Genomic DNA, 17,666 nt, shown 5'->3' with positions numbered 1-17,666 from the left:
GTGTACGACACCGCGTACGCCATGTCGGCGCCGCACGAGCACGACGACATCGAGATCAACATCGGAGAGTCCGACCTCGTCTACGTGCAGGGCGGGCGGACGCTCGACATCCCGGCGGGGCGGCCCAGTCTGTTCTGGGCGTCCCGGCCGCACCAGCTCGTGACCGGGGGCGCGGTCCGGCTGATGTGGATCACCGTGCCCACCGCGACCGTGCTGTCGTGGGCGCCGAGGCTCGGCCATCGGCTCCTGAGCGGCGACGTCGTCGTGGGCGGCGCCGAGAGCCTGCCACCTGCCCTGGCCGAGACCGCCGCGAGGTGGAGCGGCGAGCTGCGACGGCGCAGCACCGAGAGCGAGCGGGCCGCGCACCTCGAGATCGAGGCGCTGGTGCGCCGGATCGCCGAGACGGCCGAGGCGTCGGCGCCGGGCGGCCGCTCTCGGAACGATCCGGCCCGGGTGGGCGCGATGGCCCGCTTCGTCGCCGAGCACTTCGCGGAGCCGATCCTGCTCACCGACGTCGCGCGGGCGGTGCACGTGCACCCGAACACGGCGGCCCGCGAGTTCCGCGAGGTGATGGGCACGTCGATCCCCCGCTACATCGCGCAGTTCCGCCTTGCCGAGGCGCAGCGACTGCTCCTCACGTCGAGCCTCCCCGTCGACGCGGTGCGCCGGGCGAGCGGGTTCGCGTCGGCGACGGCGTTCCACGAGACGTTCCGGGCGACCGTCGGCGCGACGCCGCGCGAGTACCGCCGCGCCGCGGGCGGCGACACGGCGCCGTCCGTCGGCGGCTGAGCCGCGGCGAGCCGCCGCCGCCTCGGGGGCCTGTCCCTCGTGCGGAATGCGCCCGCAAGCGCCGCGGTTGCACCCGAGGATGAGCATCGCGACCCCGGCCCTTTCCGTTCTCGACCTCGTGCCGGTGCGTGCCGGGCAGACCAGCGCGCAGGCGGTGGCGGCATCCCTCTCCCTCGCCTCCCGCGCGGACGAGCTCGGGTACCGCCGCTACTGGTTCGCCGAGCACCACAACATGCCGGCGGTCGCCTCGACGACCCCGCCCGTGCTGGCGGACGCCGCGGCCGCGCGCACGTCGCGCATCCGGCTGGGGTCGGGCGGAGTGATGCTCCCCAATCACTCGCCGCTCGTGGTCGCCGAGCAGTTCGCCGCGCTGGAGGCCATCGCGCCCGGGCGCATCGACCTCGGCATCGGGCGGGCGCCGGGCTCGGACCCCGTGATCACCCAGCTGCTCAGGCAGAGCGGCACGACGAGCGACGTCGAGCGGTTCCCCGACCACGTGCGCGACATCCTGTCGCTCGTCTCCGCCGAGGGCGCCAGCGTGCGCTTCACCTCGGGCGGAACCTACGACGTGCACGCGACACCGGCGGCGACCACCGTGCCCGAGGTGTGGCTGCTCGGTTCGAGCGACTACTCGGCCCAGCTCGCCGCGGCCGTCGGGCTGCCCTACGTGTTCGCGAACCACTTTTCCGGTCAAGGGCTCGAGCGGGCGCTCGAGGTGTACCGCTCCGGGTACCAGCCGAGCGAGGCGCACCCCGAGCCGCGCACGTTCGTCACGGCGAATGTGATCGCGGCACCGACCGCCGACGAGGCCGAGGCCCGCGCACTCCCGAACCTGCGCATGACGGCGCGGCTGCGTACGAACCGGCCGCTGATCCCGCTCGAGACGGTCGAGCAGGCGGTAGCGGGAGCCGCCGACTTCGACGGGCTCGGCGAGTCCTTCATGGCGTCGGCGCGGGCGAACTGGTTCGTCGGCACCGGCGACTCCGTCGCCGCCGAGCTGCGCGACTTCGCGGGCCGTCACGGGGTCGACGAGGTCATGATCTCGCCGATCGCCGGCAGCTACGAGGCGGAGTCGACGGATGCCGCGGCCGGCCGCGTGCAGACCCTCGAGCTGCTCGCCGCCGAGCTCGGCCTCGCCGCCTAGACCCGGACGGTCAGCTCAGCCTCGCCGGGGGTCAGGTCGAACTCGGTGACGCCGGTCGCAGTCGTCGCACGGTACCGGCCGGCGAAGCCGTGCACGTCGACCAGGCCCGAGGCATCCGTCTCCACCGCCCGCGGGGCGTGCCACCACTCGCCGCGGATCAGCTCCCGCAGAGCGAGGTAGGCGGGCTTTGGCGACGCGTCGGCGCGCAGCAGCCCGGCCGGCGCCCCGAGCCACGCGCCGTCGTCGGTCAGGCCCCAGTAGGTGAGGGACTCGACAGCCGGATGCCCCACCACGGTGCGGTAGTGACGGACGACCTCGTCGGCCTGACGCGCCTCCCCCTCGGGCGTCGAGGGCCACGAGTCGACGACGTAGTCGTTGAGGTCCACGATGTGCGGCGGCATGAGATCGCCCGACAGGAGCGTCGTCTCGGTGAGCTGCAGCGGAAGCCCGAACCGGGCGAAGCGGTCCAGGATGCCGGCGACCTGCTCCTCGCCCCGGTACCCCTGGTGCATGTGGGTCTGCAGACCGATCGCGTCGATCGCGATGCCCGCGTCGAGGCACTCGGCGATGAGGCGCTCGTAGTCCTCCGACAGGTCGAAGTCGTTCAGCACCAGCCGCGCCGACGGGTTCGCGGCGCGGGCCGTCTCGAACGCCATGCGGACCATCTCGACGCGGCCCTTGCGCTGTGCGAGGCGCGTGACGGCGTTCTCCTCGGCGGTGAACACCGGCAGGATCACGGCCTCGTTGATCGCGTCCCACAGGTCGATCACGCCCGCGAAGCGCGACACGTCCCGCTCGATGCGCGCACGGATCGCCGCCTCGACCTCAGCGTCGGTGAGATCGTCGAGCCAGTGCGGAGTCAGCGTGTGCCACACCAGCGGATGCCCCTTCACCCGCACGCCGTGGCTCGCGAACCACCGGGCCGTGGTCAGCAGCCGCTCGGTGTCGGGCTCGCCCCGCACCGGCTCGAACCCGCGCCAGTAGAACGGCAGCGTCACGGTGTCGAACACGTCGAGCAGTGCCGGCAGCAGCGGCGCGGCCCGATCGGCATCCGCGCCGCCGAAGACGCGCTCGTCCGCGTCCGGCCCGGACGGCTCGCCGCCCAGCAGCCCGACGAAGTCGAAGCCGATGTTGCCGAAGCCGAACGCGTGCGCGATCTGCTCGATCACCACCGGACCCCGGCGCATTGCCTCGCCGTCCGCATCGACCAGCTTCAGGCGCGCGCGCAGGACGCGCCCGCCGACCTCGATACCGCTCACTCGACTCCTTCGTCGTCCTAGGGATGCCGCGCGGCGAGGCGCTACCAGGCGATCAGCTTATGCGGCACGACCTCGATGACGGTGCTGTAGCTCGTGAACATGTCCTCCAGCGACAGCTTGAGCCGCTGCATCCACTCGTCGTATTTGTCCTGGTACCGCTCGCCGATGCGGTCGAGCCACGCCGGGCCGGCGCCGTCCGACACCGTCGCCACGCCCCGCAGCACCGCGAGCTGCTCGCCGTCGGCCCCCGCCTCGAGGTGCAGCAGCACCCGGGGGTCGGCGCGGAGGTTGCGCACCTTGGCCGTCTCGGGCTGGCTCAGCACGACCGCGCGATCACCCAGCCACAGGAACCAGACCGGCACGGCGTGCGGGTAGCCGTCGCGGCCGTTGCTGCCGATCCACGCGACCGTCTCGCTCTCGAGCCGGGCCAGGACCCGGGCGTGGACCTCGTTCGACGGGTCGAAGACGAAGCTCATGACTCCTCCGGTTCTCCGCTGAGCAGGCCGCGCAGCCAGTCGCGCGCCTCGACGAACACGTCGTCGGAGTATCGATCGGGGTAGCGCACCACCGCGCGGTCGGCCCGGGGGTACGACCCGAGGAACACCACCTTCGGGCTGAACCGGCGCAGGCCCAGCAGCGCGTCGGCCATGCGCTCGTCCTCGATGTGCCCGTCGGCGTCGATGACGAAGCGGTACCGGCCGAGCGCATCGCCGATCGGCCGGGAGGCCAGCAGCGACAGGTTGATGCCGCGCGTCGCGAACTGCTCCAGCATCTCGAGCAGCGCACCCGGATGGTCGTCGGGCAGCTCAGCGATGAGCGACGTCTTGTCGGCGCCCGTCGGCGGGGGCGGCGACACCGTCCGGCTCACCAGCACGAACCGGGTCACCGCGTTGGGGTTGTCGCCGATCGCCGAGGCGAGCAGTTCGAGCTCGTGGTGCTCGAGGATCCCGGGCGGCGCGATCGCGGCATCCGCGTCGCTCGAACCGTCGATCAGGCCCATCGCGCTGGCGACGTTGCTCGCCGCCGGGATGTGGGCGTGCCCGGGCAGCGTCGCGGTCAGCCACTGCAGGCACTGGGCGTAGGCGACGGGGTGGGCGGCGACGAGCGACACGTCGTCGAGCTTCGCCCCGGGCCGGCCCACGAGCACGAACTCGACCGGGACCAGGTACTCGCCCACGATCCGCAGGCCCGGGACGGTGGCGAGCGCGTCCTGGGCTGTCGACACCCCGCCGTCGACGGAGTTCTCGATCGCGATCATGGCCGCGTCGGAGCGTCCCTCGACCACGTCGGACAGCGCCTCGCCGACGTTGCGCACCGGCCGCCACTCGTGGCCGCGGGCTTCGGGCACCTGCGCGAGCGCGGCCTCGGTGAACGTGCCGGCCGGGCCGAGGAAGCTGTACGTGCGGCGGGCAGGAGCGGATGCCTCGGTCGGAAGCGCCTCGGAAGTCACGGGGGCCAGCCTAGCCACCCCCGGCTGCCGCGAGGCCCCCCGCCGGACGTGCGGCGGCCGGCGCGGCCGCGCGGCCGGGCGCAACGTCGGCCGATCGGCCGGGCTCGGGCGAGCCCGGCCGGAATCCGCCTGGCCGCACGGCGGATCGCCGACGTTGTGCACCCCGACCCGCGGGCCATGGCCCGGGCGGGGCGCCGCGGAACGGCGTGCCGCAACTCAGGCTGGCCGCCGCGCAGTCGCCCGGGGCGCCGCGGAACGGCGGGGAGCCCGCCGGCCCCCGGCCGCTCCCAGCCTGAGTTGTGGCCGCCGCGGCTCGTCGCGGCCCGCCGCGGCCGGCCGCGGCCGGGCACAACGTCGGCGGGACGGACGGCTTCGGGCGAACCGGGCCGGAATCCGCCCGGCCTCGCGGCGGATCGCCGACGTTGTGCACGCCGGGCCGCCGACTTCCGCTGTCAAGGCAGGACACCGGGCACCCGAACGGGGCAGACTGGACCCATGAGTCGCGCCGGACAGCCCGCCGAACCCTCCGACCTCATCGACATCGATGAGCTGATCTCTGCGTATTACGACCGCAGACCAGACCCGAGCGTGCCCGAGCAGCGCGTCGCGTTCGGCACGAGCGGCCACCGGGGGTCGTCGCTGTCGTCGAGCTTCAACGAGGTGCACATCCTCGCCACGACGCAGGCGATCGTCGACTACCGCCGGGCTCAGGGCATCGAGGGTCCGCTCTTCCTCGGCCGCGACACGCACGGCCTGTCGCTTCCCGCCGAGCGCAGCGCGATCGAGGTCCTGGTGGCGAACGGCGTGGACGTGCGGGTGGACTCCCGCGACTCATGGGTGCCGACGCCGGCCCTGAGCCACGCGATCCTGACCTACAACCGGGGGCGGGATGCCGCGGACCCCGGCCGCGCGGACGGCATCGTCGTCACCCCCAGCCACAACCCGCCGCGCGACGGCGGCTTCAAGTACAACCCGCCGAACGGCGGCCCGGCCGACACCGACGCGACCGGATGGATCGCGAATCGCGCGAACGAGCTCATCGCCGCCGGGCTGGAGGGCGTCGCCCGCACCCCGTTCAAGGACCTCGACGGCGACGCGCTCGGCGATTACGACTTCCGCGACGCGTACGTGCGCGACCTGGCGAACATCATCGACGTCGACGCGATCCGCTCGGCGGGGGTGCGGATCGGGGCCGACCCGCTCGGGGGCGCATCCGTGGAGTACTGGGCGCTCATCGCCGAGGTGCACGGGCTCGACCTGACCGTGGTCAACCCCGATGTCGACCCGACGTGGAAGTTCATGACGCTCGACTGGGACGAGAAGATCCGCATGGATCCGTCGTCGCCGTCGGCGATGGCCGCGCTCGTCGCCCGTCGCGACGAGTACGACATCCTCACGGGCAACGACGCCGACGCCGACCGCCACGGCATCGTGACCCCCGACGCCGGGCTCATGAACCCGAACCACTACCTGGCGGTCGCGATCGACTACCTGTACGCGCACCGGCCGGAGTGGCCGACGGATGCCGCGGTCGGCAAGACGCTCGTGTCGTCGATGATCATCGACCGGGTCGCCGAGTCGCTGGGTCGCCGGCTCCTCGAGGTGCCGGTGGGCTTCAAGTGGTTCGTGCCCGGGCTGCTCGACGGCTCGGTGGCCTTCGGCGGGGAGGAGTCGGCGGGCGCGTCGTTCCTGCGCAAGGACGGCACGGTGTGGACGACCGACAAGGACGGCATCCTGCTCTGCCTGCTCGCCGCCGAGATCCTCGCCGTCACCGGCAAGACGCCCTCGCAGCGGTACGCCGAGCTGGAGGCGCAGTTCGGGTCGTCGGCATACCAGCGGGTGGATGCACCGGCGACGCCCGCGCAGAAGGCGACGCTGGGCAAGCTGTCGCCCGAGGCGGTGACGGCGACCGAGCTGGCCGGTGAACCGATCACGGCGAAGCTGTCGCACGCGCCGGGCAACGGTGCGGCGATCGGCGGGCTCAAGGTGCAGACGGAGCACGCGTGGTTCGCGGCGCGTCCGTCCGGCACGGAGGACGTGTACAAGCTGTACGCCGAGTCGCTCCGGGGTCCCGAGCACCTCGCCGAGGTGCAGGAGGAGGCCCGCGCGGTCGTCTCGGCTGCGCTCGGATCCTGACCGCTCGGGGTTCCGATGAAACCGGGTGTCACAGCATCCGGAATCCCGTTCTCGACCGTGCGGATGCTGCGCACGACCCCCGGTTCGCTCAAAGGAAAACAGGCCTAGACTCAGCCGCGTGAGCGAGTCGCACGCGCCTGCCCGAGGCGCAGCAACACTGCATGACGTCGCACGCGAGGCCGGCGTGTCGTTGGCGACCGCGTCCCGTGTGCTCAACGGCTCGACACGCAAGGTGGCCGAGAGCTACCGGGAGCGCGTCGAAGCCGCGGCCGAGAAACTCGGCTACACCGCGAACCTTGCCGCCCAGGCGACCGCGCGGGGCAACACCGCGATGGTCGCCCTGCTCGTCGCCGACATCGCCGACCCGTACTTCGGCGAGCTCGCCGCAGGTGTCGGGCGCGGGGCCGACGAGACGGGCCTCATGATGACGATCGGCATCACGGACCGCGACGAGCAGCGCGAGGCCCGCCTGGTGCGCGCTTTGCGCGGCCAGCGTCCGAGGGGGCTGATCCTGGCGTCTTCTCGGACGGCGGGTCCGGATGCCGCGGGTCTTGCCGCCGAGCTGGAGACGTTTGCAGGCATCGGCCGCGTCGTGTCGGTCGGCGAGGGTGCACCCGTCGAGCGGACGGTCTCGATCGACAACCGGGGCGGCGCGGCGGCGCTCGGTGCCGAGCTGGCACGGATCGGCTACCGCGATGCGGTCGTCGTGGCGGCGGCCGAGGGCGTCCGCCTGTCCGATGATCGCGTCGCGGGCTTCACCGAGGGCTTCACGGCCGGCGGCGGTTCGCCGCCCGCGGTGCATCACGCCGGTTTTTCCCGCGATGCCGGCTTCGAGGCCGCGCGCGAGCTGCTGTCGGCAGGATCCCTCTCCGACGGGACGGTGATCTTCGGGGTCACGGACGTGATCGCGATAGGCGTCATGGCGGCCCTGCGCGACGCCGGGCGCGATGTCGGGCGGGAGGTCGCCGTGGCCGGGTTCGACGACATCGCTGCGGCCCGCGACATCCATCCGGGTCTGACGACGGTGCGCGTCCCGCTCGAGGAGCTCGGTCACCGCGCGTTGCGCGCCGCGGTCGACACCGAGTGGACTCCGGATGCCGACCCAGCCCTCTCTCTGGAGGTCGTGCTGCGCGGGAGCACGCCGTCTCGAGGCTGAGTCGGGGGACGTGAGGGCGACCGGTGACTCCCGCGTGAGACGATCGCCTCATGGAGCCGCAACGTCACGCCGAGCTCATGAGAATGATCGAGCAGCTGGAGCGTGAGCGGGAGGACGCCATACTCAATGCGATGCTGTCGAGCACCATCGCGGGTGGGTGGTTCAACGAACGCGCGAGGGAGCTCACGGCGCAGATCGACGAGGCGCGGCGGCAACTCCAGGGCGGTTCGGGGTCCTAGTCCTGCTCGGGACGACGGCGCGGCCGTGCTACCCCACCGGCCCGGTGCTGCGGCGCACGACGAGTGCCGGCTCGACCACTTCCGTCCCGCCCGTCTCGCCCGTCTCGATCGCGTGCACGAGCCGTGCGACGGCGCGCTCGGCGAGCCCGTCGAAGTCCTGCCGCACGGTGGTGAGCGGCGGCCGGTAGTGGGCGGCGTCGGCGACGTCGTCGAACCCGACGACGCTGACGTCTCTCGGCACGTCGAGGCCGAGGTCGGCGAGCCCGCCGAGCACGCCGAGCGCCATCTGGTCGTTCGCGCAGAAGACGGCGGTCGCGCCACCACGGGCGAGTTCGGTCGCGACGACGGCACCGGATGCTGCGCCCCAATCCCCGCGCGCGACGTCGGGCACCGTCCGGCCGGCGTCGCGAAGCGCCTCCCGCCACCCGCGCTCGCGCTCGGCTGCCGCGTAGGAGTCGGACGGGCCGCCGACGTGGTGCACGGTCTCGTGACCGAGCGCCAGCAGGTGCTCCACCGCCGCCCGAGCCCCGGACGCGTGCGCGGTCTGGACGATCGCAAACCGGTCGTCGGGGGGAGAGTCCACCACGACGAGCCGCGCCCCTCGGTCGAGCGACGCGTCCCTCACGGCGGCGGTCGCCTCGTTGAGCACGACGGTGCCGTCGACGCCCTGCTCGCTCAGACGCTCGAAAGCGGCGGCGACATCGGGCTCGGCGCCGAGGGTGACGACCGTGAGGGCGTAGCCGCGGGTGGCCGCGGCATCCGCCAGCGCCTGCAGCATGCGGGAGTTGCCCACCGTCGCGAGCGTCGATGCGAGCAGGCCGATGGTGTGCGTGCGGCCGGTCCGGAGCGCGCGGGCGGCGCGGTGGGGACGGTAGCCCAGCTCGGTCATCGCACGCTCGACGCGCGCCCGGGTGGCCGGATCGACCCGGGGACTGTCGTTGACGACGCGCGAGACGGTCTGGCCCGACACGCCGGCGGCGGCGGCGACGTCGGCCATCGACACGCGTCGTTCCATCAGTCTCCTCGAATCCGGGGCGCCAATGTACCTGGTGATGTTGACGTTACCATGCCACCGTTGTTACCGTGTTGACGTGAACATGCAGCAGTTGCGCGCCCACGAGCTCGGCGCCGGCGTCGTCAAGCGTTCGACCCGTCTCGCCGATGGACGCGAGCTGATCTACTACGACGACCCGGGCACGACGCTCGGCCCCGACCGCGCGATCGACGCCCGCGACCTCGGCCCACGGCCCGAGACCGCGACGATGCGCCGCGACGTGCTCACCGGAGACTGGGTGTCGGTGGCCGCGGCCCGCCAGAACCGCGCGTTCCTGCCCCCGGCCGAACTCGACCCCCTGGCGCCGCAGACGGCGACGAACCCGTCCGAGATCCCGTCGCTCTATGACGTGGCGGTGTTCGAGAACAAGTCCCCGGCCTTCGGTCCCGCCCTGGCTTCCGCGTTCGGCGAAGCGCCGGCGGCGGCCGACCCGCCTCATGACATCGACGACCTCGACGCTCCCGGCCTGGGCCGCACACGCACTTCGGTCGGACGCTGCGAGGTCGTCTGCTTCAGCCCCGAGCACTCCGGCTCGTTCGGCACGCAGACGACCGTGCGCGCCCGCACGGTGATCGAGGCGTGGGCCGACCGCACCGCCGCGCTGTCGGGCCTCCCCGGCGTGGAGCAGGTGTTCCCGTTCGAGAACCGGGGCGAGGCGATCGGCGTCACACTCCCTCACCCGCATGGTCAGATCTACGCCTACCCGTACATCACACCGCGCACCACCGGACTGCTGCGGTCGATCGAGCGTGAGGGCGACGACCTCTTCGCCCGCATCCTCGAGTTCGAGCGGGCGTCGGAGCGCGTCATCCTCGCCGGCGAGCACTGGACCGCCTACGTGCCGTTCGCCGCTCGCTGGCCGCTCGAGGTGCACGTGCTCCCCCACCGGCACGTGCCCGACTTCGCCGAGACGTCCGACGCCGAGCGCGACGAGCTCGCCCCGCTCTACCTGCGTCTGCTGCGCGGCGTCGACGCGCTCTACGACTCCCCGACGCCCTACATCGCGGCCTGGCACCAGGCCCCCGTGCACCGCGGGCGCGACACGGTGCGCCTGAACCTGCAGCTGACCTCTCCGCGCCGGGCCGCCGACAAGCTGAAGTTCCTCGCCGGCTCCGAGGCGGCGATGGGCGCCTGGATCGGCGACATCCCGCCCGAGACCGCGGCCGCAAGCCTGCGCGACGCCGTCGCCTCCATCCCCGAGGAGTCCCTGTGAACCCCGACGCCGCGACCCCGGACGGCACGAATCCGGATGCCGCGACCCCGCCGGCCGCGAACCCCGAGGCATCCTCGACTTCCGACACCGCCGCCGCCGCCCGCGCGCTGTTCGAAGAGCGCTTCGGCACCGCCCCGGCCGGCACCTGGTCGGCGCCCGGACGTGTGAACCTCATCGGCGAGCACACCGATTACAACGACGGCTTCGTGCTGCCGTTCGCGATCCAGCACCGCACGCACGTCGCGCTGCGCATACGCGACGACGGCGTGATCCGCGTCGCGTCCACGTTCGACGACGAGACCGTCGAACTCGGTCTCGACGATCTCACGGACGTGTTCCCCGCACGCCGCGACGAGGTCGCGGAGTGGGCTCGCTACCCGCTCGGCGTGGCCTGGGCGCTGCGCGAGCTGGCGGGCGAGCAGGCCGGGAGCCTCACGGGCGTCGACCTCGCCTTCGCCTCGAACGTCCCCGTCGGGGCCGGCCTGTCGTCGTCGGCGGCGATCGAGGGCGCGACCGCCGTGGCCCTCGCCGAGACGTGGGCGCTCGACCTCGACCGGACCGTGCTGGCCCGTGCCGGACGCACCGCCGAGAACGAGGCCGTCGGCGCGCCCACCGGAATCATGGACCAGATGGCCTCCATGCTGGGCCGCGCGGATGCGGCGACGTTCCTCGACTGCCGTTCGCTCGAGGTCGAGGTCGTCGATCTCGGCTTCGCCGCCGCCGGCCTCGAGATCGTCGTCATCGACACGGGCGTCAGCCACTCGCACGCGACCGGCGGCTACGGCGAGCGCCGCGCCGCCTGCGAGCGCGGTGCGGCTCTCATGGGGGTGAGCGCGCTGCGCGACCTCGGCGTCGACGACCTTCCGCGCGCCGCCGAGCTCATGGACGACGTCACCTTCCGCCGTGTGCGGCACGTCGTGACCGAGAATCAGCGGGTGATCGACACGGTGCGTCTGCTGCGCGAGGCGGGCCCCGCGGCCATCGGCGACCTGCTCGTCGCCTCGCACGGGTCCATGCGCGACGACTTCGAGATCTCCGTCCCCGAACTCGACACCGCCGTCGAGGCTGCGCTCTCGGCGGGTGCGGTCGGCGCCCGCATGACCGGCGGCGGCTTCGGCGGCGCGGCGATCGCGCTGGTCGCCCACGACCGGGTGAAGCAGGTGACGGATGCCGCGACCGCCGCCTTCGAGGCATCCGGGTTCTCCGCCCCCACCATCTTCACCGTCGCCCCGTCCGATGGCGCGCACCGCGACTGAACCCCCGCGTTCACCCCGCCGACGCCGTCAAGGCCTGGCGGGAGCGACGGCCCGCCCCTAGCGTCGACATCGGGCCGGGGCATCCGTCCGCCTTCGGCCGGAAGGAGAGATCGTGGCATACATCACCGTCGGAACCGAGAACTCGGCCGACATCGAGCTGTACTACACCGACCAGGGCAGCGGGCAGCCGGTCGTGCTCATCCACGGGTTCCCGCTGAACGGCGAGTCGTGGGGCAAGCAGCAGGCCGCCCTCCTCGACGCCGGCTACCGCGTGATCGCGTACGACCGCCGCGGGTTCGGGGCGTCGTCCAAGACTGGGTCGGGCTACGACTACGACACGTTCGCGGCCGACCTGCACGCGCTCATGGAAGACCTCGACCTGAAGGATGCGGTGCTCGTCGGGTTCTCGATGGGCACCGGCGAGGTCGCGCGTTACCTCTCGCGGTACGGCAGCTCGCGGGTCGCGAAGGCCGCGTTCTTCGGGTCGCTCGAGCCGTTCCTGCTGAAGACGGACGACAACCCCGACGGCGCCGGCGACCAGGCCTTCTTCGACGGCATCCGGCAGTCGGTGCTCGACGACCGCTACGCGTTCATCGCGGGGTTCTACAAGGACTTCTACAACCTCGACGACAACCTCGGCACGCGCATCTCGCAAGAGGCCGTCGACGCCAGCGTGCAGGTCGCGAATCTCGCCGGCAACACGGGCCTCGCGGCCGCGCCGCTCACCTGGCCGACCGACTTCCGCCAGGACATCCCGGCGATCGACGTGCCGGCCCTGATCCTGCACGGCACGGCCGACAACATCCTGCCGATCGACGCCACCGCGCGGCGATTCCGCGAGCTGCTCCCCGACGCGACCTACGTCGAGATCGAGGGCGCCCCGCACGGGCTGCTGTGGACCCACGGGGCAGAGGTGAACGAGGCGCTCCTCGCCTTCCTCCGCGCGTGATCCGAGGCGGTCGGGCGACGCCTTCTCGCGGCCGCCCGGCCGCCTTCCGCATGCCCCGGGAACCGGGTCCGGATGCATCGATCACGACCTTGGCCGACTGTTGCATCTCCCTTGCGTTTCTCTTGCGGTTGCTTCGGCAAGATCGATATCGCACCGAGACGAGGCCGAACCGCCGGGGAAACGGTTCAGACTCGTGGAGGGCGACAAGGGCCGTGGGGGCGGCTCGACCCGTCGACTGACGTTTGGGGAGCAGGCGGCGCGGTCTTCCCTCGCAGCATGGCCGCTTCTGGGGAGCGGCCATGCGCGAGTCCCTCGCCGCGGCCCGCGGCCGGCGGTGACCCACGTGCCGCAGCCAACGACCTCCCGGCGCGCATCGTAACGACCGCCGGGGCCAGACGCCACCGCGGACCGGAGGACACCTCGCCCGCCCATACTGGCCGGATGCCTGCCTTCGTCGCCGCGCTCCTCGGGGTCGTCTTCCGCGGCGTGTTCGCGGTGCTGCAGCTCTTCCGCCACCCGCGGCCGATCCACTCCCGCGGGCTCGTACTCATCGGCGAGGTGCGTCGCACGCGAGCCGCGGTGCCGTCGGGCATCGCCTGGATCGACGGTCTCGACACTGCGACTGCGGACGGCGCGGGCATCCCGCACTCGGATATCCCGGGCGATTCCCTCGCGGTGCGTGCGCGCGTCTCGCGGTCGGTCGGACTGCCGTCCTGGCTGCCCGACGTCATCGGCCTGGCGCTTCGCGTCGACATCGGCGGCACGCCCGCGGACATCGAGCTCTCGTCCTCGGGTACCGGCGTGCCGGGCCGGTTCCTGCTCGCACCCCGCTGGTCGGCGGCAGGCGGCACGTTCAACACCCTCCTGCCCTATCGCGGCAGCCGGGGACCCGTGCTCGTCAGCGCCCGATCCGTCGAGCCCGACACGCTCCCCGCGAACCTCGCCGCGCTGCGCCGCGAGCTGGCGGCCCGGCCGTGGCGGGTGACCCTGGCGTTCGCGACGCCGGCGGGGCCGTGGCATCCGTTCGCCGACGTGATCCTGCGCGCGGCACCCGATCAGGACGACACCGACCTGCGCTTCGACGCCGTGCGCCGTTCGCTTCCCGGCGCAGGCTGGTACCGCTGGATCCGCGTGCTGCGGCAGCCGTCGTACCGGCTGGTCCAAGACGGGGCGACCGGCGTCAGGCGGCGACGATCCGGACCCCCAGGTCGCTGATCGCACGCAGAGCGGGGTCGTCTCCCACCACGTCGGTGACGACGCCCGCGACGGCGTCGAGCGACAGGACGGTGAAACGGGATGCCGCGCCCACCTTCTCTTCGCTGGCCAGCGCGTACGTCTCGGCCGCCCGCGAAGCGAGCGTGCGCTTCATCGCCGCTTCGTCGGCGTCGCCGGTGGTGAGGCCCGCGGCGGCGTGGACGCCGGTGACTCCGAGGAAGAAGAGGTCGGCGCTGACCCGGTTCGCGGCCTCGACCGCAGCCGCGCCGCACGCCACCGCCGAGTGCTTGAACAGCTGACCGCCGATCAGGAAGACATCTGCCTGATGCGAGAGGAGCGCCGCGGCGACGGTCGGACTGTGGGTGATGATCGTGCACGGCAGCGACCGGGGAAGCGCGTCCACCATCGCCAGCGTGGTCGTGCCGCCGTCGAGGACGATCGTCGCACCGGGCTCGACGAGGGCCGCGGCCGCCTGAGCGACCCGGTGCTTGCTCTCGGGTGCGACCCGCGTGCGGGTGGCGTAATCGGCGACGGCGGGCGATGCGGGAAGCGCGCCGCCGTAGACGCGGACGGCCAGGCCCGCCGCGTCGAGCTCGCGCAGGTCGCGCCGGACGCTGTCTTCGGAGATACCGAGTTCGGCGGCGATCTCCTTCGCGACGACACGCCCATCTCGGCGGAGTCTCTCGAGGAGCAGATCTTTGCGCGACGCGGCGAGCATCCACATTCCTTCCCGTTTGTGCATGTTTGTGCACTATTGTGCCAGACATGAGCAAGCCCATGTTGATTCTCATCGCCGGCCCCTACGCCTCGGGCACCGGGGGTGACCCCGCCCTGATGGCCCGCAACCTCACCCGACTCGAAGAAGCCGCCTGGCCGATCTTCCGCGCCGGGCACATCCCCATGATCGGCGAGTGGGTGGCGCTGCCGGTCCTCTCCAGCGCCGGCGCGAGCGGGCCGACCGACCCGCTCGCCGCCGACGTCATGTATCCGACGGCCGAGCGGCTGCTGCAGCACTGCGACGCGGTCCTTCGCCTCCCCGGCGAGTCGCGTGGCGCCGACCAGGACGTCGCGATCGCCGAGGCCCGCGGCATCCCGGTGTACCGCTCCCTCGCCGAGATTCCCGCCGCCTGAGCCCGCGCCGCGGAGCGAGGCGTTCCCCGTGCGCGTCCGCGCCGGGCGCGGGCGGGTCACCGTATCGTGGGGAGGAGTCCCCTGGGATGGAGAGGAACGCCGTGGCGCAGCATCCGGACACCGCCGTCGTCGCGATCGCACCCGGTCGGGTCCGCGGATTCTGGCGCGGGACGCCCGGCGACCCCGGCGCGTCGGCGGCCTTCCTCGGCATCCCGTTCGCGAAAGCGCCCGTCGGCGACCTTCGCTTCGCCGCGCCCGCACCGCCCGATCCGTGGGACGGCGTCCGCGACGCGCTCGAGTACGGGGCGACCGCGCTGCGGCACGACCCCGGCGACACGCTCATCCCCGAGCCGGCGATCCCCGGCGACGCGACGCTGAACGTCAACGTCTTCACGCCCGCGCCGGGCGAGCGCGACGCCCGGCTGCCCGTGCTCGTGTACATCCACGGCGGGGCGTACACCGCCGGGTCGCCCGCGAGCCCCTGGTACGACGGCCGGGCCTTCAACCGCGACGGCGTCGTCACCGTCACCCTCTCGTACCGACTCGGATTCGGCGGGTTCGGGCACATCCCGGGCGCGCCGTCGAACCGCGGCGTCCGCGACTGGCTCGCCGGCCTGGAGTGGGTGCGCGACAACATCCAGGCGTTCGGTGGCGACCCCGGCCGTGTCACCATAGCGGGGCAGTCGGCCGGCGGCGGGGCCGTGCTCACGCTGCTCGGCATGCCCGCGGCGCAGCACCTTTTCCACGCGGTGTGGGCGATGTCGCCGGCTCTCGCCGACGTCTCGCCCGAGCGCGCCCGCACTCTGGCGGCGCGCCTCGCGAACCTCGCCGGTGTCGCACCCAACCGCGACGGGTTCGCGGCGGTGCCCGAGGAGACCCTGATCTCGTTCCAGGAGCGTGCGGCGCGGCCCGACTCGGACGACCCGCTCACCGGGGTGCACGTCATCCTCGAAGACGGGCTGTCGTGGGGCCCGGCGATCGACGGCGACCTCATCGCCCAGCCGACGATCGCCGCCCTCGGCTCCGGGATCGGGGCCGACAAGCCGCTCGTCCTCGGCACGACCGACGACGAGTTCACCATGGTGACCGATTCGGCGCGCGGCAAGCTCAGACTCGTCCCGCCGGGGCTGGCGCTGGCGAAGCTCAACGTCCCCGCCGCCACGCGCCGCGCCTACCTGGCCGACAACGCGCTCCAACGCCGCAAGGGCACCGCCGCCGTCATCGGCCGATTCGTCACCGACGTGGTGTTCCGCTCCGACGTCGTGCGGGTCGCCGACGCCCGCGGCCCCGCGCCGACCTGGGTGTACCGGTTCTCGTGGGCCTCGCCCGTGCGCGGGTGGGCGCTGCACTGCCTCGACGTGCCGTTCTGGTTCGACGGCCTCGACGCCCCCGGGGTGCCGGAGATCGCGGGCGAGTCGCCGCCGCGGCGTCTCGCCGACGCCGTCCACGGCGCCGCCGTCGGCTTCATCCGCGACGGCGACCCCGGGTGGCCCACCTGGGGCGGGCGACCCGGCACCACCCGGGTGTTCGGGGGCGAGGCATCCCGCCCCGACGTGATCGCCGACGGCTACCGCAGCGTCCGCGCTCTGCTCTGACCCGGCCGGCGGCGGATGAACCTGTCGAGTGTGAAACCGCGAGGACGAATCCGCATCCACGCCGAGTTTTGACCACCAGGGGCGCGATCGAGCCCCGCCGTTTCACTCCCGCCGCCGGCGCCTTGGTGCTCGCCCGCTGATCAGCCCGACGAGCGCCGCCCGAACGAGGTCGGGCTGCCACATGATGTCCTCGGCGATCGGCCGGTAGGTCGCGAACCCGAGCGCGGCTGCGGTCTGGTCGCGCCGCCTGTCGCGCCGCTGCTCATCCCAGGACGAGTGATGGGCGAAGCTGTCGCACTCGACGATGAGCCAGTCGTCGACGAGGAAGTCCACGCGGCCGACTCCGTCGATCGACACCTGCACCTCGAAGTGGGCGCCGATCGCCCGGAGGATCAGACGCATCAGCGACTCAGGGCAGGACTCCGCGCGCGGGTCGACGAGGCGGCGCAGCACCGAATGCCGTCTCGGCAGGGCGTCGAAGAGGTCGTCGAGGTCATCGACGCGGAGCAGACCCAGCCGCAATGCCGAGTCGATCGTCGCGATCGCCGCCCGAGGCGACTGGCAGAGCACAGACTGCAGCACCGCGTCGAAAGGTTCGACAGAGGTGGCGCCCGGCTCTGGCGACCGATGCAAGCGTCGCCAATGCCGACGCACCCGCAGGGCCGACTTCGGGGCGCCGGAGCGATTCTGCTTGAGGTGCAGGTGAAGCTCGCCCCGGTCGAGCACGAAGACGCCGAGACGAGCGAGCTCGGAGACGCATGCGAGTCGCCCCCCGAACGCTACGGCCACAACCGCCTCCGGTGGGGTGTCAGCGGGAAGGTAAGAGTTCGAGCGCGGCCGCAGGAGTTCGCCGGTCGCGACCGCCTGTGCCAGCTGACGGTCAGTCCACCCCCTCGCGCGCATCTTGCTGCGGCTGGAGGCAAGGACAGGACGAGGCGGCGACGAGGGCATGCACCGAGCGTCGGACGGGACGCCCACCGACGAGCGCGACGGCACGACATCTGTGCACGAAGCTGTTCACCAGCGGCCTGGGGAGGGACGGCGCCGGGGGCCGACCGGCCGGCAGATGTCGGGCGCGCG

At 72.8% G+C, this 17,666-nt stretch carries 17 protein-coding genes; 11 read left to right on the top strand and 6 right to left on the bottom strand.

The window, feature by feature from the left end; genetic code table 11:
* Window positions 1–789 carry a helix-turn-helix domain-containing protein gene (locus tag ACFUTX_RS11805; RefSeq protein WP_378864533.1) on the top strand — a complete coding sequence of 263 codons (789 nt, stop codon included), beginning with the start codon at window positions 1–3 and terminating at the stop codon, window positions 787–789.
* A gap of 79 nt (window positions 790–868) precedes the next feature.
* Entirely contained in the window at window positions 869–1,933 is a 1,065-nt protein-coding gene (locus ACFUTX_RS11800; protein WP_378864531.1) for an LLM class flavin-dependent oxidoreductase, read from the top strand.
* Here the strand turns inward: ACFUTX_RS11800 and ACFUTX_RS11795 are convergent.
* Genes ACFUTX_RS11795 through pheA form a run of 3 tightly spaced genes read right to left on the bottom strand, consistent with a single transcriptional unit; the run spans window position 1,930 to window position 4,642 of the window.
* Window positions 1,930–3,183 carry an endo-1,4-beta-xylanase gene (locus ACFUTX_RS11795; RefSeq protein WP_378864679.1) on the bottom strand — a complete coding sequence of 418 codons (1,254 nt, stop codon included), beginning with the start codon at window positions 3,181–3,183 and terminating at the stop codon, window positions 1,930–1,932. The genes ACFUTX_RS11800 and ACFUTX_RS11795 overlap by 4 nt on opposite strands.
* Window positions 3,184–3,233: 50 nt before the next feature.
* Entirely contained in the window at window positions 3,234–3,668 is a 435-nt protein-coding gene (locus ACFUTX_RS11790) for a pyridoxamine 5'-phosphate oxidase family protein (protein ID WP_378864528.1), read from the bottom strand.
* Window positions 3,665–4,642 (bottom strand): prephenate dehydratase, encoded by a 978-nt coding sequence (gene pheA, locus ACFUTX_RS11785; protein WP_378864526.1) that lies wholly within the window; start codon window positions 4,640–4,642, stop codon window positions 3,665–3,667. Before pheA ends, ACFUTX_RS11790 begins: the two co-directional genes overlap by 4 nt.
* 495 nt (window positions 4,643–5,137) lie before the next feature.
* Between pheA and pgm the strand changes: the two genes are divergently transcribed.
* From pgm to ACFUTX_RS11770, 3 genes are all read left to right on the top strand, one after another.
* On the top strand, window positions 5,138–6,778 hold the full coding sequence (pgm, locus tag ACFUTX_RS11780) for a phosphoglucomutase (alpha-D-glucose-1,6-bisphosphate-dependent) (protein ID WP_378864523.1): 1,641 nt from the start codon (window positions 5,138–5,140) through the stop codon (window positions 6,776–6,778).
* 118 nt (window positions 6,779–6,896) lie between these two features.
* Window positions 6,897–7,934: a LacI family DNA-binding transcriptional regulator gene (locus tag ACFUTX_RS11775; RefSeq protein WP_378864520.1), complete on the top strand. Its 1,038-nt coding sequence runs from the start codon at window positions 6,897–6,899 to the stop codon at window positions 7,932–7,934.
* 50 nt (window positions 7,935–7,984) lie between these two features.
* Window positions 7,985–8,173, top strand: a complete 189-nt coding sequence (locus ACFUTX_RS11770) for a hypothetical protein (RefSeq protein WP_378864517.1) — start codon at window positions 7,985–7,987, stop codon at window positions 8,171–8,173.
* Window positions 8,174–8,201: 28 nt separating this feature from the next.
* Here ACFUTX_RS11770 and ACFUTX_RS11765 read toward each other — a convergent pair whose 3' ends face one another.
* Window positions 8,202–9,188: a LacI family DNA-binding transcriptional regulator gene (locus ACFUTX_RS11765; protein WP_378864514.1), complete on the bottom strand. Its 987-nt coding sequence runs from the start codon at window positions 9,186–9,188 to the stop codon at window positions 8,202–8,204.
* A gap of 82 nt (window positions 9,189–9,270) precedes the next feature.
* Here ACFUTX_RS11765 and galT point away from each other — a divergent pair, with 82 nt between their 5' ends.
* The 4 genes from galT to ACFUTX_RS11745 all read left to right on the top strand — a co-directional run bounded on the left by galT (window position 9,271) and on the right by ACFUTX_RS11745 (window position 13,860).
* On the top strand, window positions 9,271–10,440 hold the full coding sequence (galT, locus tag ACFUTX_RS11760; RefSeq protein ID WP_378864677.1) for a galactose-1-phosphate uridylyltransferase: 1,170 nt from the start codon (window positions 9,271–9,273) through the stop codon (window positions 10,438–10,440).
* 107 nt (window positions 10,441–10,547) lie between these two features.
* Window positions 10,548–11,696: a galactokinase gene (gene galK, locus ACFUTX_RS11755; protein ID WP_378864675.1), complete on the top strand. Its 1,149-nt coding sequence runs from the start codon at window positions 10,548–10,550 to the stop codon at window positions 11,694–11,696.
* A gap of 112 nt (window positions 11,697–11,808) precedes the next feature.
* Window positions 11,809–12,645 (top strand): alpha/beta fold hydrolase, encoded by an 837-nt coding sequence (locus tag ACFUTX_RS11750; protein ID WP_378864512.1) that lies wholly within the window; start codon window positions 11,809–11,811, stop codon window positions 12,643–12,645.
* A gap of 441 nt (window positions 12,646–13,086) precedes the next feature.
* Window positions 13,087–13,860: a hypothetical protein gene (locus ACFUTX_RS11745; protein WP_378864509.1), complete on the top strand. Its 774-nt coding sequence runs from the start codon at window positions 13,087–13,089 to the stop codon at window positions 13,858–13,860.
* Here the strand turns inward: ACFUTX_RS11745 and ACFUTX_RS11740 are convergent.
* Window positions 13,826–14,578 carry a DeoR/GlpR family DNA-binding transcription regulator gene (locus tag ACFUTX_RS11740; protein WP_378864506.1) on the bottom strand — a complete coding sequence of 251 codons (753 nt, stop codon included), beginning with the start codon at window positions 14,576–14,578 and terminating at the stop codon, window positions 13,826–13,828. The genes ACFUTX_RS11745 and ACFUTX_RS11740 overlap by 35 nt on opposite strands.
* Window positions 14,579–14,625: 47 nt before the next feature.
* On the opposite strand from ACFUTX_RS11740, the gene ACFUTX_RS11735 reads away from it, so the two are divergent.
* Complete coding sequence (locus ACFUTX_RS11735; RefSeq protein WP_378864503.1) at window positions 14,626–14,991, top strand: DUF4406 domain-containing protein; 366 nt, start codon at window positions 14,626–14,628, stop codon at window positions 14,989–14,991.
* Between the two features lie 86 nt (window positions 14,992–15,077).
* Window positions 15,078–16,586, top strand: coding sequence for a carboxylesterase/lipase family protein (locus ACFUTX_RS11730; RefSeq protein ID WP_378864501.1), 1,509 nt, complete (start codon window positions 15,078–15,080; stop codon window positions 16,584–16,586).
* A 102-nt stretch (window positions 16,587–16,688) separates the two neighbouring features.
* On the opposite strand, the gene ACFUTX_RS11725 is transcribed toward ACFUTX_RS11730, so the two are convergent.
* Window positions 16,689–17,168 carry a DUF559 domain-containing protein gene (locus ACFUTX_RS11725; RefSeq protein WP_378864498.1) on the bottom strand — a complete coding sequence of 160 codons (480 nt, stop codon included), beginning with the start codon at window positions 17,166–17,168 and terminating at the stop codon, window positions 16,689–16,691.
* Window positions 17,169–17,666: the final 498 nt, after the last annotated feature.

Origin of the sequence: Microbacterium sp. NPDC057407 (assembly GCF_042803895.1) — a bacterium.
In the GTDB taxonomy this organism is placed as follows: Bacteria; Actinomycetota; Actinomycetes; order Actinomycetales; family Microbacteriaceae; genus Microbacterium.
Note: the sequence above shows the minus strand (reverse complement) of the source record. Positions and strands in the feature narration are given on the sequence as shown.